10 protein-coding genes are annotated in these 16,471 nt (G+C 33.9%); all 10 read right to left on the bottom strand.

Going from position 1 to position 16,471, the window contains the following annotated elements:
• Nucleotides 1-169: 169 nt before the first annotated feature.
• The 10 genes from BW939_RS04590 to BW939_RS04535 all read right to left on the bottom strand — a co-directional run bounded on the left by BW939_RS04590 (nucleotide 170) and on the right by BW939_RS04535 (nucleotide 16,441).
• Nucleotides 170-784 (bottom strand): PH domain-containing protein, encoded by a 615-nt coding sequence (locus BW939_RS04590; RefSeq protein ID WP_076450325.1) that lies wholly within the window; start codon nucleotides 782-784, stop codon nucleotides 170-172.
• Between the two features lie 291 nt (nucleotides 785-1,075).
• The gene (gene lpdA / locus BW939_RS04585; RefSeq protein WP_076450324.1) at nucleotides 1,076-2,464 is read right to left on the bottom strand and encodes a dihydrolipoyl dehydrogenase; all 1,389 of its coding nucleotides are present in this window, start codon (nucleotides 2,462-2,464) and stop codon (nucleotides 1,076-1,078) included.
• A 174-nt stretch (nucleotides 2,465-2,638) separates the two neighbouring features.
• The gene (locus BW939_RS04580) at nucleotides 2,639-2,911 is read right to left on the bottom strand and encodes a hypothetical protein (protein WP_076450322.1); all 273 of its coding nucleotides are present in this window, start codon (nucleotides 2,909-2,911) and stop codon (nucleotides 2,639-2,641) included.
• 124 nt (nucleotides 2,912-3,035) lie between these two features.
• On the bottom strand, nucleotides 3,036-4,346 hold the full coding sequence (locus BW939_RS04575; RefSeq protein WP_076450321.1) for a PQQ-dependent sugar dehydrogenase: 1,311 nt from the start codon (nucleotides 4,344-4,346) through the stop codon (nucleotides 3,036-3,038).
• Between the two features lie 422 nt (nucleotides 4,347-4,768).
• A complete protein-coding gene (locus BW939_RS04570) occupies nucleotides 4,769-7,432 on the bottom strand; it encodes a glycoside hydrolase family 3 N-terminal domain-containing protein (RefSeq protein ID WP_076450817.1) in 2,664 nt (887 codons plus the stop codon).
• A 224-nt stretch (nucleotides 7,433-7,656) separates the two neighbouring features.
• Complete coding sequence (locus BW939_RS04565) at nucleotides 7,657-9,096, bottom strand: alpha-L-fucosidase (protein ID WP_076450319.1); 1,440 nt, start codon at nucleotides 9,094-9,096, stop codon at nucleotides 7,657-7,659.
• 528 nt (nucleotides 9,097-9,624) lie between these two features.
• Nucleotides 9,625-10,020, bottom strand: coding sequence for a hypothetical protein (locus BW939_RS04555; RefSeq protein WP_076450316.1), 396 nt, complete (start codon nucleotides 10,018-10,020; stop codon nucleotides 9,625-9,627).
• Nucleotides 10,021-10,432: 412 nt separating this feature from the next.
• Nucleotides 10,433-10,810, bottom strand: coding sequence for a hypothetical protein (locus BW939_RS04545; protein ID WP_123891532.1), 378 nt, complete (start codon nucleotides 10,808-10,810; stop codon nucleotides 10,433-10,435).
• Nucleotides 10,811-10,910: 100 nt separating this feature from the next.
• A complete protein-coding gene (locus tag BW939_RS04540) occupies nucleotides 10,911-11,414 on the bottom strand; it encodes a GbsR/MarR family transcriptional regulator (protein ID WP_076450312.1) in 504 nt (167 codons plus the stop codon).
• A 575-nt stretch (nucleotides 11,415-11,989) separates the two neighbouring features.
• Entirely contained in the window at nucleotides 11,990-16,441 is a 4,452-nt protein-coding gene (locus BW939_RS04535; protein ID WP_076450310.1) for a TonB-dependent receptor plug domain-containing protein, read from the bottom strand.
• Nucleotides 16,442-16,471 lie beyond the last annotated feature (30 nt).

Below are 16,471 nucleotides of genomic sequence, written 5' to 3'. Positions count from 1 at the left end.
TCCAAACACTAAAAACAGAAAATAAATCTATTAAAAGTGTTTTATAAGTTTATAAAAAAATATTTTTTCCAATAGTTTATTATGAGAATTTCCACACGCTTTTTCTGAAATTTCACAAAAAAACCACGAACAATGTCCGTGGTTTAGTTTATAATGTAGACTCGAAACTTTAATTATTAATATACTTCTCAAAAATTTTAGAAAAATCTTTCTGAGTGTATCGGTCGAAACTGTTGGTGTTCCATGCGAAAATATATTCGTTGATAGCCTTTAGTTCCTGACTTTTAGAAACATTTTCCTGTTTTCCTGAAGCTACACTTCCAATGGCTTTCAAAATACTGTCATTGGAAAAATTCAGCAATGAATGATTGTGATGAACTTCCTGCTGAATCGCCAAAAGTGCTTTGTATAAGTCTTTCAACTGATCAATCTGAGCTTTGGCAACGCTTATCATTAAGGGTACAGCCCCGATATTAAATGAAATTTCTGCATCCAAATCGATGGTTCCGGCAGTTTGTAAGGTTACATTTGAAAAAGGAAACTGATAGTATTCATATCTTCTCAAAATTCTTTTTCTGTCAATCGCACTTGCACCGTCGATGTGAATCAAGGCTCGGTTGGTAAAGCAATATTCGTCTCTTCTAGATTTTATTAAAAAGAAAATTTTCTCGTTATCCTCAGACAAAATATAATCATCAGAGTCTACTTTGTCATAATCCTGAGCCGGGATAATTTTACCTATATCTCCCAATCCTAAAGCTTCAGCAGCTAATTTTTTAAACATAATTTATTCTAATTTGTAGTTTATTTACCGAATAAAATTAAGAAAATAACTGAAATAAAATATAACGTAAGAAAAAAATTTAATTATCATACATAATTTGAACACAGAGCACACAGAGTTTTTTTTCCTATCTAACCGTTTTTAAAGCTCATAAAGGCTTTGACACTTTACCAAGACCACAAAGACTTTTTGATTAGAGTATATTGATGAATATCCCAAAAAAACATTTCGGTAAAAAAGAAAAACCACAGACGAATCTGTGGTTTCTATATTTAAATAAATGATTTAAAATTAAATATGAATCACTTCACCGTAAGCAGCGGCTGCAGCTTCCATAATCGCTTCAGAAACTGTTGGATGCGGGTGAATAGATTTGATGATTTCATGACCTGTAGTTTCCAGTTTTCTTGCAACAACGGCTTCAGCAACCATATCGGTAACGCCCTCACCAATCATGTGGCAACCTAACCATTCGCCATATTTAGCATCGAAAATTACTTTGATGAAACCGTCTGTATTTCCGTTGGCAGTCGCTTTTCCACTTGCAGAAAGAGGGAATTTACCCACTTTGATTTCGTACCCTTTTTCTTTAGCCTGCTTTTCTGTAAGACCAACAGAAGCTACCTCAGGGTGACAGTAAGTACATCCCGGAATATTCCCATAGTCGATTTTCTCAACGTGCATTCCTTTGATTTTTTCTACACAAGTAATTCCTTCTGCAGAAGCAACGTGCGCCAAAGCCTGAGTAGGGATGATATCGCCGATTGCGTAGTAACCAGGAACTGAAGTTTCGTACCATTCGTTTACCAGAACTCTACCTTTATCTGTCTGTATGCCCACTTCTTCAAGACCAATGTTCTCGATATTTGCAGCAATACCGACAGCAGATAACAAGATATCAGCTTCAAGAACGATATTTCCTTTTGCTGTTTTTACAGTCGCTTTCACACCGTTTCCGCTTGTGTCTACGCTTTCAACAGATGCGTTGGTCATGATCTCGATCCCTGTTTTTTTCAAAGATTTCTCCAAGTGTTTTGAGATTTCTTCATCTTCCACAGGAACAATGTTTGGTAAGAATTCAACTACTGTTACTTTCGTACCCATTGTGTTATAGAAATCAGCAAATTCTACTCCTATAGCTCCAGAACCTACAACAATCATAGATTTTGGTTGCTCAGGAAGAGACAATGCCTGTCTATATCCTATTACTTTTTTACCGTCTTGTGGTAAGTTTGGCAATTCTCTAGAACGCGCTCCTGTAGCCAAGATAATGTGAGTTCCTGTGTATTCAGTTACTTTACCTTCTTTATCAGTTACAGAAACTTTTTTACCCTTCTGAACTTTAGCTGTGCCAAGAATTACATCAATTTTGTTCTTTTTCATCAAAAACTCGATTCCTTTGCTCATTTTAGAGGCAACACCACGGCTTCTCTGGATTACATTTGGAAACTCAAAACTAGCTTCCACTTTGTTTAAACCATAATCTTCAGCGTGATTGATGTAATGAAAAACCTGAGCCGACTTCAATAAAGCTTTCGTTGGAATACATCCCCAGTTAAGGCAGATTCCTCCTAAATTTTCTTTCTCGATAATTGCAGTTTTAAAACCCAACTGTGCCGCTCTGATTGCTGTAACATATCCACCAGGACCACTTCCGATGACAATAATATCGTAATTCATTAGCTTAAAATTTTTATGCGAATTTACGGAAAAATATTGGATGTTTAGTGTTTCAACAATTGGATATAACGATGCTTTGGAAAAATTTTATAAATTTAATTTAAAAACAAAAAAGAGAACACTTTTGCATTCTCTTTTGTATTATTTAAATATTTTAATTAAATATCTCATCAATTATCTTGCACTTCGCAACAACTTCTTTTCATTCTGATACCTTAAATTTAAAGCTTTCAATTGATTATTTTTCATTCTCTTCGTGGCAATCGGATGATTTATTATCAGTTTTTTTTCTGCTCTGTATCTTTTATCCAATTCACTTGCTTTACTATTTGCCATCTGGGTTTTAGATGGATGTGGCGGTACGGGCGGTCTTGGAGGACGCCTTTGCCCATAAGCATTGAATGATAAACCTACTAATAAAACGGTTGATATAAAAACCTTTTTCATGTTGCTTAATTTTAATAATTAAAATTTAAAAATTTCAATTGTTTATAAAGTGAATCTTGCATATTTCATACCACAAAATTTGATCTCAATTTTTCTAGACTTAATTTAATATTGATACAATATTTTACTTTTTATTATGCGCCACTCTCCAAACAATTCCGCTTACATCATCAGCAACCAAAAGCGAACCGTCTGCAATTTGTAAAACACCAACAGGTCTTCCGTAAACATCACCCTTCTCTTTATTCGCAATAAATCCGGTCAAAAATGGCTGATATGCTCCAGATGCTTTTCCCTTAGCAAAAGGCACAAAAGCTACCTTATAACCCACCAGTGAAGAATGGTTCCATGAACCGTGCTGTCCTATGAATGCTCCATTTTTATATTTTTCAGGAAACTGATTTCCAATGTAGAATGCTAAACCTAAAGACGCTGTATGAGATCCCAAAGGAACATCAGGAACTATTGTTTTGGCAACCAAATCGGGCTTTTCTCCTTTTCTTCTAGGGTCTTCATTTTTTCCGAAATAAGAATACGGCCAGCCGTAAAATTGACCCTTTTTTACACTTGTCAAATAATCCGGAACAAGCTCATCACCCAATTCATCTCTTTCATTTACAACCGTCCAAAGTTCACCAGTTACAGGATTCCAGCTCATGCCGACAGGGTTACGGAGTCCCGATCCATATATTTTCTCACCGCTTCCGTCAGGATTTACTTCCAGAATATTGGCTCTTCTCACTTCATTTTCCATTCCGTTTTCACCAACGTTACTGCCAGAACCAACTGAAATATAGATTTTAGACTGATCTTTATTGGCGATTAAATTTCTCGTCCAATGATTATTATAACCTCCGGCTGGTAAATTAACGATTTTCTTTCCGGGTTTTGTAATTTTGGTTTCACCCTCTTTGTAAGGATAAACCCAAAGTCCATCTGTATGGGCAACGTAAAATTGATCTTTGATAATCAACATTCCGTAGGGTTGATTTAAATTATCCAGAAAAACAGAAGATGATTCTGCCACGCCGTCTTTATTGGCATCTCTGTACAAAATAATTCGATTGGCAGATTTCCCGTCGACTTCAGCATCACTTTTTCCACTGATGTCATTTTTAATTTTTTCTGTTTTTGTACGTTCAGAATTGGAAAGCACCACAAAAACATCTCCGTTTGCAGCCTGAATCATGTTTCGTGGGCTTTTGATGTTTTCCGCAAAACGGGTAACCGTAAATCCCTCAGGAGCGGTGGGAGCTTTTCCTGCAGGCCATCCGATGACATTGCTGAATTTATTTCTCGAAGCTTTCTCGTTAGGTGCGGGAAGCTTTAAAGTATCAGTTTTGGTAATCACTTCGGTTTCTGAAGTATTGTGCTTTTTATTTTCTTTACAGCTTAAAAACAGCACTGCAACTGCCGGTAGAAGATATTTTCTCATACAATAAATGATGTGAGGTGTTAGCAATATTTTGCCTAAAAAATTGCAAAAACCGTTCCCTAAAAAGAAAACGGTTGCACATTTTAAATAAAATTTATCAATATACTTTATTATCTATCCTTTTTAATTTAAAGCAAGATCAAACAAAAAATTTTATGTATATCCGTAATTTGTAATAATTCTTGATTTAACGCAAAGTCAAACAAAGAATTATAAATTTTGATCGTTTTTAAGTTATACAAAGGCGTTAACTTAACAAAGAAATACAAAGTATTTTCAATGATGATAAATTACGGACAATCATTAAAAATTTAAATAATAGTTGATTTTACGTTATACAAAGGTGTAAACTTAATAAAGAATGACCTACATTTATACTTATTCTTTTATCCTTACAATCATTTAAAAATTAGTCGAAATCTTTATTTCACCTCAATATTTTGTTTCAGTGGAAGATTTTTAGAAGAATTTCCAACCATTATTCTGTACGTTCCTTTTTCTACAATCCAGTTCATTTCCTTATCTAAAAACTGCAGTTCTTTCACCGGAATTTCGACTGTAATTTCTTTGGATTCACCAGATTTTAAATAGACTTTTTGAAAGCCTTTAAGCTCTAAAATTGGTCTTGAAACTGATGCCACCAAATCTTTTACATACAGCTGTACCACTTCACTTCCGGCTTTTGAACCTGTATTTTTAAGTTTAACCTTTGCAATAATCGTCTCATTTTCGGTAAATTTTGATTTGTTTAAACGTAAATCAGAAATTTCAAAAGTGGTATAACTTAAGCCAAAGCCAAACGGATACAAAGGTTCGCCGCTCAAATCGTGATAATCATTTCCTCTCCCGGTAGGGTGATGATTGTACGTCAAAGGCAACTGCCCTTCCTCAATCGGAAACGTAATCGGCAATTTACCTGAAGGATTTTCTGCTCCGAAAAGCACTTTTGCTATAGCGTTTCCACCTTCTTCGCCCGGATACCAAACATCCAAAATGGCTCCTACTTTGTCTTTCCAATCTGTAGTTTTTATCGCAGAACCGCCCACCAAAATAACTGTTGTCGGTTTATTAAATTTTGAAACTTGATGAATAAATTCCTCTTGATTTCCGGGAAGACTCAACGAAGAACGATCCTGAAATTCACCTTCGTGAATTCCGGCTGTGACGATGATGTAATCGGCTTTTTGAGCAAGTTGTAAAGCCTCATTAAAATCTTTTTGGTAATTATTTAAACCATAATTCCAGATCAGTTCGATGTTTGCGTCACCTCGGTTTTCATGAAATTCTATAACAATATCATATTTTTGAGCTTTCATGAAATCGATATCAACTGTTTTGGTGGAGTAAGTTAGTTTTTCCCAATTATCAATGATTAATTTTCCATTTAAATACAATCTGAAACCGTCATTTCCACGTAGTCCTAATTTATATTTCCCTGAATTTGGAGCTTCTATTTTCCCTGTCCAACGAATGCTGTAATTGTCTGGCTGCATTTTTTCAGGATTGGGAGAGTACAAGGTCCATTTGAAACTTACTTGTTCGTCAATCTTTTCAAAAGCAGGATTTCCATTTAGATATGAATTGGAAAAGTAAAATCCTTTCAGCCCTTTTTGATTTTCGGAAGATAAAAATTCGCTTGGAACGGTAGTAAACGTCTTCAAATTCCAGTCGATTCCTTTTGAATAAAAGACTTCGATATTTTTATTTTTAGCGAAATCTTTAATGCCATCCAAAATGCTTACTTTCTTATTTCCCGGGCCGGAATATCCTCCTAATCTTGCATCAACAGCATCCGTTCCGACTAATAAAATCTTTTTATACTTTTCCGAAATGGGAAGCGTTTGATGATTATTCTGAAGCAAAACAAAAGATTCTACCGCTGTCTTTTCCGCTAATGGCTTGTGATAGATTTTGTTTAATTCATGAATGTCTTTTTGAGAAACATAAGGATTTTCAAACAAACCGAGTTCAAATTTTGCTCTTAAGACTCTCGAAACCGCATCATCAATTCTCTCACTTGAAATCCTTCCATCCAAAAACGGAGGAATAAACAGTTCATAATGCTTGTATTCAGTTTGGAAAATCACATCTAGACCTGCATTCATAGACTGTGCAGAAGCATCGCCGTAATCTTTTGCCGTAAAATGAAGAACATTGGCACCACCTACCGCACTTGCATCGCTAATGACCAATCCTTTGAAATCCCAATCTTTTTTTAATTTTTCAGTCAATAACCAATAATTTGCGGTCGACGGGCGACCATCCAATAAATTATAGGAAGTCATCACAGAACGACTTTTTCCTTGTTGAAAGGCTTTTTGGAAAGGAACTAAATGCGTTTCTTCCAAATATCTTCTACTCCAATGAACTGGATACGAATCTCTTCCGCCATCGCCTACATTCGCTAAAAAATGTTTTGGAGTGGTAATAATTCCCTGATTTTCAAAAGAGCTGACAAAATTAAGGCCCATCACGGAAGTTAAAAAAGGATCTTCCCCATACGTTTCTTCGGTTCTACCCCATCGGACATCGCTCGCCAGATTCACAACAGGCGTTAAAATCTGACGAATTCCCCTCAATTTTGATTCTTTGGCAATGGCAGTGGAAACTTCTTTCATCAACTCCGGATTAAAAGTTGCTGATAAACCAATGGCCTGCGGAAAAGCTGTTGCTCCTTCCCGCATTAGACCGTGCAAAGCCTCATCAAATGGAATAATTGGGATTCCCAATCGGGATTCTTCCACAAAATATTTTTGTATGGCATTGATTTTTTTCGCCAGTATTTCTGCATCTTCATTCGCATTGTATTTCAACAATTGTCCGGCAGCTCCACCGCCCTGATTTCCGGCACTGACTTGCAATCCAAAAATTCCGTGGGAATATTGACCTTTGGGAACATTATCTAAATCACCAGGAATCATAAAACATTGCCAAAATTTTTCCTCGGGCGTCATGCGTTTCAGCAAATCCTGAATTCTTGCTTCTACAGCTTGTTTTGGATCTTTGTATAAAGGTTTTTGTGCCGAAATTAAGCCAAATTTTAACAGCAAAATTCCTATAATTATATATCTAATTTTATAATACATTTCAAAATAATTTGATTTAAATTCTATTCTTTTGCCTTGAAGCAAAAGAACTAAAAATTCAAGACTTCGACTTCTCCGCTAAAATTTTAAAAAACTTCCTAAAATTTCCAAACTCGGGCGGGGACAATATTTTTACATCTTAAGTTTAATTTTTGCTGCCACTCAAACAGTAGAAATTTCTTAATGGTTCGAATTCCTAAGTCATTAAAAATAAAAGATTTAAACTATTCACTGATTTGAATTACTGTTGTATATTTTAATTGAAACCGTTCTTCAGGCAATTTAATTTCAATCGAATTACCCGACTTTTCCCATTTAATTTTATTTTTTACACCTAAAACTTTCAGAGATTTTGGTTTAAAATTTTCAGGAATTGTAAAACTTAGTGCAGATGGCGCTTGATAATTTATTTTTTCATCCAAATGAAAAATATTCACTGTTTTTCCGTCTTTGCTTTGCGTATAATAAAAATTTCCTTCATGATAAGGAGCGATTGCTCTTGTCGCAAAAACTGCCGACTGATTTTTTTCCATCCAACCTGAAATTTCTTTTAATCTTTCATAAACAAGGGCATCGTAGTCTCCGTTTGGTCCGGGCGCAATGTTCATCAAATAATTTCCGCCTCTTGAAATAATTTTTATTAAAGTTTCAATGATTTTCTGAGAAGATTTATAATTATCATTCGGAACATACGAAAATGAATCTCCCATGGTGATACAGCTCTCCCAAGGGATTGAAATTACACTCTCAGGAACGGCTTGTTCGGGTGTCACATAATTTTCCCACTTTCCGGGAACGGTGCGGTCTACTATGATAATTCCGGGTTGGTTTTTGCGAGCCATTGTTCCGATTTTATCCATATCAATGTCTTGTTCTACCTTGATTGTTCTTTGCCATTCTACTTTTGGATCGATGGTCTTGAAAGGGCGTACCCAGCCTCCGTCTAGCCAAAGAATATCAATTTTACCATAATTTGAGGTGATTTCGTTTAACTGATTAAAGGTGAATTTTTTGAAATTCTCCCATCTTTCTGGATATTTTTTGGGATCGTAATTTACATTTCTATCTTTTGGCGGGAAATAAGGCCACCAGTAATCATCAGAATGCCAATCGGGTTTTGAAAAATAAGCTCCGATTTTGAAGCCTTCATTTCTAAATGTATTGAAAATCTCTTTCGTTACATCCGCTTTCGGATTTTTGGAGAAAGGAGTTTCTGAAGAAGTAATTTTATAATCAGACTGTTGGGTATCAAACATTGCAAAACCATCATGGTGTTTCGTAGTGAAAACCACATATTTCATTCCCGCTTTTTTTGTGGCATCTGCCCATCTTTGTGGATTAAATTGAGCAGGATTGAAAGTCGTCTGAAGATTTTCATAGTTTTTCACATATTCATTGTAAGATTTTCCGTGTTCGGGTTTTCTTTGCGTCCACGATTCATCTTCCGGACATAAGCTCCAACTTTCGACAATTCCCCATTGGCTGTAGGTTCCCCAATGCATGAAAAGTCCGAATTTTAAATCCTGCCAGTTTTCAAGATTTTGTACGACAAGTGGATCAGTCGGTTTTTGGTAACCTTCTGAAACATTGTGAGCCTGCGAAAAAAATGTAGATGAGAGTAAAAGTGACGAGAAAAAAAAGGTTTTCGTTTTTTTACTTAACATAAAGTTTTAGTTTTTGCTAAATTAATGTTTAAGCACAAATAGCGCAAAAGTTTTTCAAATTATGCATTATTTTTTGATTCTACTTTGGGAATTTTAGAGATTCTTCGGCAGTTTTTATTAATTTATTTCTTTCAATCAGGAAATTATTCCACAGGGTGATTCAAATTCAAAAATGTGGATCATGAATGTAATTTTACCTTCTTGTCTGAAAATGTGCTGATGTTTTAAAGATTTACAAATTCGTTTTTTATAATTCAGCATCAATCTTTTATTAGCATATCTGCTACTGTAAAACCGATATCAATACAAAAGCTCTAAAAAAAGAATCCTTTGGTTATTCAACTGTACAGAGCATAGGCAATGGGTAAGATTATCAATCCGAAAAATTGAATTTTGTAATCAATTTTCAGAAAAGTAACCATAAAATCCAATTTTAAAAGTTGATTCTTTTGGTTTTTCCTCCGAAGTAAAAAATGAGGAAAATGTGAATGATTAAATTTTTCATGATTTTCAATTTTAAAATTACAATTAAGCAGTTTCTTCATTTTGGATTTTATCTTTATTCATGGCATGTTTTCGACCTTTCAGGAAAAGCAGTAAGTTCAAAAGCATCATTACTCCCAAGTAAATTGAAAATCCACCGATTTTTTTGCTTAAAGCAACGACAAGTCTTTCAACAGTTTCTATTTGAAAAAATTCAATAATACAAAGGGCAAACCCGATGTTTAAAAGATAAAACCCAATTTTAAAGAGTGAATTTGTTGCCATTGCAATATCTTCTTTCTGATGAAAAATATCAATCATAAATGTTTTTGAATTTTTAAACAGAAATTGTGAAACCAGCACAGTGAGCGTGATGACGATTGGTAAGTAGATCATGTACGCTGAAAAGTTGTACGTTTGGGTAAGGATAGTTGCTGTCATGATAATTTTATTTTATTGTTAATTTTTTTCTTAAAACAAAAAGAGTGAGCATATTGATAAAGTGTAATGCACAGAGAATTAAAACAATGGTTCCGATGCGATTGGAAAGGGTATAAATTAGTTCCTCGATGCTTGAAATTTTGCCCCAAAAGCTTAAACTTATTGAGATATAACCCAGATTGACGAGGTAGTAACTTCCCAGAAGAATTCTGTTGACCGTGAGGCAAAAATCTTTGTCTTTTATCAAATATTCCAAATACAATTTTCCTGAATTGAAGCACCTTCTGCCCACATCGACCGTGATATACGAAGTGATGGCCAGGAAAATGATATATGAAATAATATTAAACATTTTATAATTATTATATTTTCAATAATTATTGAAAGATTATCTGAAATAAAAAACCCATTTTTAATCAATCAATTTTACTTGGTTTGATATTTTTTTTATCACAAGAAATCCATAATACAAGTAGTAAATATTGAAAAGTACACCTCCAATTACCATATAATTTAGTGTATAATCCATTTTAACATCAACCTTAACTAAGGTGTACAGTAAAAGGAAAAAAGCCAATACTCCGAAAAAATAATATCTATGGAATTTGCTTGCTACAATTGATACTCTTATCACAAAACCCGCTAAATTTGCGGCTCCCACAAAGAATAGAGCTATGAAAATTTCACTGATGATATCTTTATGAACGTAATCGTAAATGAGATACATCAAACATCCTACACTTAATAATAGCTGTAAAGCGAGCTCTGTAATTAAAATTTTCTGTTTCATGATTGAAGTTTTTATGAGTTGATTAATTGTTTTTAATTTACTATACTTTCAATAATTTTTGAAAGTTTATTTGAAATAAAAAAGGATTTTGAAGTCCTTTCTATTTTAATAAGTTGGTTATTTTCCCAACCAGCCAATGGTCGTCACTTTTTATGGCAAGATCCATAATATTATTGATTTTACTGGTTACGTTACTGAAATCTTCCATCAATTTTATAAATTCTTTTGCTTCAGCAGAATCATTGTCTTCAATATTTTTTAATTCATCCAAGAAAGCAACCACTGGTTCTATTTCTCTCTTTCTACGCTCTTTTGTAATTTGTTTAAATAAAAACCAAACATCTTTTTCAGCAGTAAAATATTCTTTTCGGTCGCCTTTGATGAATTCTTTTTTCACAATTCCCCAATCCATTAATGCACGAAGATTCATATTGGCGTTTCCTCTTGAAATTTCTAAAAGCTCCATTACCTCATCGGTGGAAAGCGGTTTTCCATTAGCCAAAAGCAAAGCATGAACTTGTGCCATTGTACGGTTGATTCCCCAACTCGTAGCAAATGTTCCCCAAGTCTGAATGTATTTTTCTTTGGCTTCTGAAAGTTGCATTTTCGTTTTGTTTAAATTTCTATTACAAATATACTTATAGTTTTTGAATTTTCAATAATTATTGAAAATTTATTTTAAAATAATTCTGTTCTCCATAAAATCAATTTTAATAATACTCAATTTCAAGTAAAGTGAGACAAAGAATCATTGTTGTCCTATAAAAAATAAAATTAACATGTCGCTCCTAAGGAGCTTAATTTCTAATAAAGATCACTTTCTATTAACAGTTTGCTTCTAATGGAGCCGTATTTAATCCCATCGGGATTTACTGTTAATAGAAAAAAGTAAAGCTGACAAAAACAAAGCTCCAGAGGAGCGCCTGTCAATTTATCCTAAAAATAAAGGATTCATCAATTAGTTTACGATTTTTATCGGACAACAATGACAAAGAATATAAAATCTTTACCGTTCTGTAAGTTATACCTAGGCGTAAAATTAACAAAGAAATACAAAGTTCAATAATGAAGACAGAGTGCGGACAATGGTAAATTATTATCTACTTAAGTTTTTGCTGATTGTTACATAGAAAGCGCTGAAGCCCACTCCTATTGATGTTACAGTGTAATATCTATAATTTAAGGTTCAACAATTGCCTTTATTCCCTCATTCCAGAATTTAGATTCTGGAATGTAATAAAGATAAACATTACTTGCTTTCCCAGTGTACTCTCCTGCAAATTCTACTTTTAAATCTAAATTAATTGTTTTCGTTTCATTGGCGTCAAAATGTTCCCAATACAAAACCAAATAATTATCAAATATTTCGTAATAAGAAACCTGCTTTTTATCGACCATATCTTTAAGCAAAGAATTTTGTAAAGTGAGCCCTGCAGGAATCCCGATTTTTGCGGTGACCATTGGCAAATCTCCGTTGATTTTATTTTTTACGGTTACTGTCATTCTATTGGTTTCTCCTACTTTTGAAACTTCAGATTTCAACTTTATAACTAAACTCACCAGAATATTTTCACTTTTTGGAGGTTCTAAAGTATAATATTGATAATCTAACTTGAATGGCAAACCTTTTTTACTGAGATACTCCACCTTCACATCATTTTCTCCTTTCTTGAAAGCCGTTGAAAAGCTGATATTCTTATCCAAAACAGCCACATCATTTACCCTAATTGTTGGTTTATCTGTTCCGAACAATTTTTCATTTTTGGCAAAGAAACCAGAAAGTGATTCTAAAGCCAAAGCAGTTGCCTGAGTAGAACCAAAGCCATAATAACCGTTGTAATTAATCAATTCGTCTGCTACTTCGGCAATTTTCAATTGATTTGCCAGTTCGTTTTTTTGCAATGCCATGATATACAACGAAAGCGTTTCCGCATTGGCAGAAATTCCTCCTGAACCTGTGAATGTGGTTTGGGTTTTTACATTTTTCGATTCGTATTGTTGATTCAAAATGGTAATCAAAACATCGTAATCTTCTTTTTTATCTAAATTTTTTGCCGTATTTGCCATTAACGCCAACTGATAAGAATCTTTGGTTGCCAAAACTCTTTTTAAGCTGTAATCGTAGTTTTGAAGAAGTTCATTTTTAAAACCAAGTTTCGACAAAGCATACAAAACATAGATGTTTCTAGACCATGAATACTCGGAATATTGGGTTTTAAATTCATTATTTTTTCTGACCTCAAAAAGTCCGTTTGCATTTTTTTTAGACAAAATAAATGAGGTAAGATTCTGAATTAATTTTGCATCTACATTCACATATTTTTTCAAATCTCTAAATTCCAATAGTGCAAAGGCAGACAATGCAACATCAGATTCGTTTCCTCCGAAATAGGAAAAACCTCCATCTATATTCTTATAAGAAATCATTTTCTGATAACCTTTTTTTAGATTTCTGATCACCGTAGATTCTGTATTCGCATCGATTTTCTTTATAGATTTTAAATAATCTAGGATAAAAACATTAGGATAAACCGTTGAAGAAAGCTGCTCAAAACAGCCATACGGTTCTCTTTTCAGCCTTTCTAGATCTTCAAACATCTGAAGTGCAGAATTTTGATACACATAATACGAAGACAGGAAACTTCCGTTGATGTATTCCGGAACATTAATTTTAAAAGTTTCGTTTTTATTGTTGATAATAGTAAAGTAATGTGGAAAACCTTTCTCCTCAACCTTCAAAGGCAAAATCAGCGTTTCTCTGAAGTCACCAGATTTTACAGCAAACTGAATATTAGAATTGATGAGTTGATCGGTCTGCATTGTCACAAATAACCGTCCGGATTCCAAAGGTTTTAATGTGATTATACTATCCGCTTTCATCAATTTAATATGATTTGGAACAATCACATTGAGCGTTAAAGTTTTCGTTTCTGATGAATTATTTTTGATGACCACAGGAATGGTCATTTTATCTGTTCTCGTTAGGTATTGTGGGATTTTTGCGTCAATGGAAATCAAGCTCTGTGCTGCGTAGGTAGTTTCATCTCTTCCAATTAAACCTTTTGCGGAAATTCCTTCGGTCATTATTCTGAAAGCTGAATTGGCATCAGACTGATAAAATTCAATCTGAGCTTTACCGTTTTTGTCGGTTTCTACAATGGGGTTCCAATACAAGGTTTCACGATAATCGTGGCGGTAAGTGGTATTGGTAGTTTTGTATTCGGGATAGGCAAAATTTCGGCTGTAGGCGTAGCTATTAAGGCTATTGTAAGGAATCTGAAACAGTGCATATTGTGGTTTTGGAGTAATATCGATATTTAAAATTTCGCTTCTGTTTTTAATTGTAGTGACGATAAGAACACCGTTTGCCCCATCACTTCCGTATAAGGCTGAAGCATTCGCACCTTTAAGGATAGATATACCGTTAATAAGTTTGGGAGAAAGGCTATTCAAGGCAGATGCACTAGAAACTACACCGTCAATAACTACAAGAGCATCATTACTCCCAGATATACTTTTTGAACCTCTAATTGTAATAGTAGGTCCCATAAATCCAGCACTTCCAGCAGGTGAAATTTCTAGTCCAGACACTTTACCCTGCAAACTCATGATGGCATTATTGTTTTCTAATTCATTATTATTTACAAGTTGTATACTAGCTGCAGCAAAATCTTTTTTATAAATTCCCATTGCGCCGGTAACAACCACTTCGCCTATATTGCTTTGTTTTGATAATGTATCAGATTTTGAATTACTAAGAGATGTGGGTTTAGGCTTTTCTTTTATTAGGTTTTCCTTAATAATCTCTTCAACATCAATGTTTTTAAGTTGTTGTTTTTCAAGCGGATTTACTTGAAGCTTATATGATAAAATTCTTATTTTAATATCTTTTTTGTGTAGAATAGACTTTGCAATAATCTGAGGTCTATTTTGCTTACTTACATCTGTGAAATAAAACAGACCGTTTTGCGAGGTAATTTGCTTTTTTAAAGATTTCCCTTCAAGCAGATACACTTCTGCGGCTACAGGTTTTTTGTTTTCATCTTCTACAATTCCATAGATTGGGTTTTTCTTTTCTGGAAGATATTTGTATTTCGCCGATTTTTCCACTTCAGGAATCATTTCAAAATAGCGGTAGCCATTCGTCAGCATCACAAGATCTAAACTTTTTGTAGCCTTTTCTTCTTTTTTATCAAAATAAAACTGAGGTCTTTCAATTTTACCTTTCAATTCAGAATCCAATAAAAGCCATGATTGTATATGATTTTGCTTATCGTCGGCATACGTCCACAATTTGTCATCTACCACACTTACTGCAAGGTTTGCTGTAATTGGATTGTTATTTTCATCCGTGGTTTCAATATTTACAATTGTTTTCTCTCTCGGCAAATAATTCTTTTTTACCGGAGTTACTTTTACCTTCATCTGCTTGTTTTCATTGGCGAAAACAATTCTTTCGGCAAGCGGTAAATTATTTTCTGAAACCGTAAATCTGCACATCCCAATCGGAAGTTCTTTTTCTGAAATTTCAATTTGATTTAACCCTTTTTTTAAAGTCAAATTTTTATAATAAACCTCCTTCTCACGAAAGTTTCCGGAGATGACAGCATTCCTTTCTGAAGTTGAATTGATGTTTAAAATAATAATTAGATTTTCTTTTTTTAGATTTAAAACAATTCCTTCATTTTGTGCAATTGGAAGTTGATAAATCTGAGCAATATTTTCAGGTTTAAGAACTTTCGCATAATAAGCTTCTCCATTTTTTGGTGTAAAAACAAAACTTCCCATGCCAAAATTATAGGCTGAAACTTCTGCTATTTTCTGATGATTTTGATTGTAAATTCCTACAATTGCATCTACAGGTTTTTCAAATTCATCCAAAATTTTAAATGCGATATTCTGCTCAATTCCGTTGATGAAAGTTCCGCCTTCAGGCATGAATTTTAAATCCAGATTATTCAAAACGATAGGGATACTCCTAGAAATAGATTCTGTAAAGCCATCAAAATTTACCTTAATAGTTAATAAAGCATCTGCAGATTTCAATACATCTGGAAGTTTAAATTTCAATACATATTTCCCTTCTTTATCTGTAATAAAAGTACCTTCATTTATTTTTTCACCCTGATGCATCACCGTAAAATTGGCTTCATAAAAAGGAATGTGAAAATTGCTCAGACTTCGCATCGAGAAATCAGCCAAGACCTCATCACCTGCTCCGTAGCCTTTTTTAGGAAAATCGAGTTTCATTAAAATTCTTGGAGAAACTATTTTTTGTACTGTAATTTCTTTTTCAAACCCATTTTTTCCTATTTCATTCTGCATCCAATCAGTATAGGCTCTTATTTTGTAAATTCCACCTTTCACATCATTTCCGAAATAATAAGAACCCTCTGCATGCCCGTTTTTAATTTCGTATTTGTCTTTCTTAACGACGGTTCCGCTGGGATCTACCAATTCAAAATTTACCACACTAGACAAATCAGCAGGAAGTTGATTTTCTGCCTGAACGATGTAAATTTTAAAATACATTTCTTCACCAGGTTTGTAAAAAACATGATTGGTCTGAATGTATGTTTTTTCTTTTTTGAAATCGCTGAATTTCTGTTGTGCTTTTAGGTTAAAGCTCATCAAAACTAAGATTAAAATCGAAATATAGCG

The organism is Chryseobacterium piscicola (assembly GCF_900156685.1).
GTDB classification, from domain to species: domain Bacteria; phylum Bacteroidota; class Bacteroidia; order Flavobacteriales; family Weeksellaceae; genus Chryseobacterium; species Chryseobacterium piscicola.
Note: the sequence above shows the minus strand (reverse complement) of the source record. Positions and strands in the feature narration are given on the sequence as shown.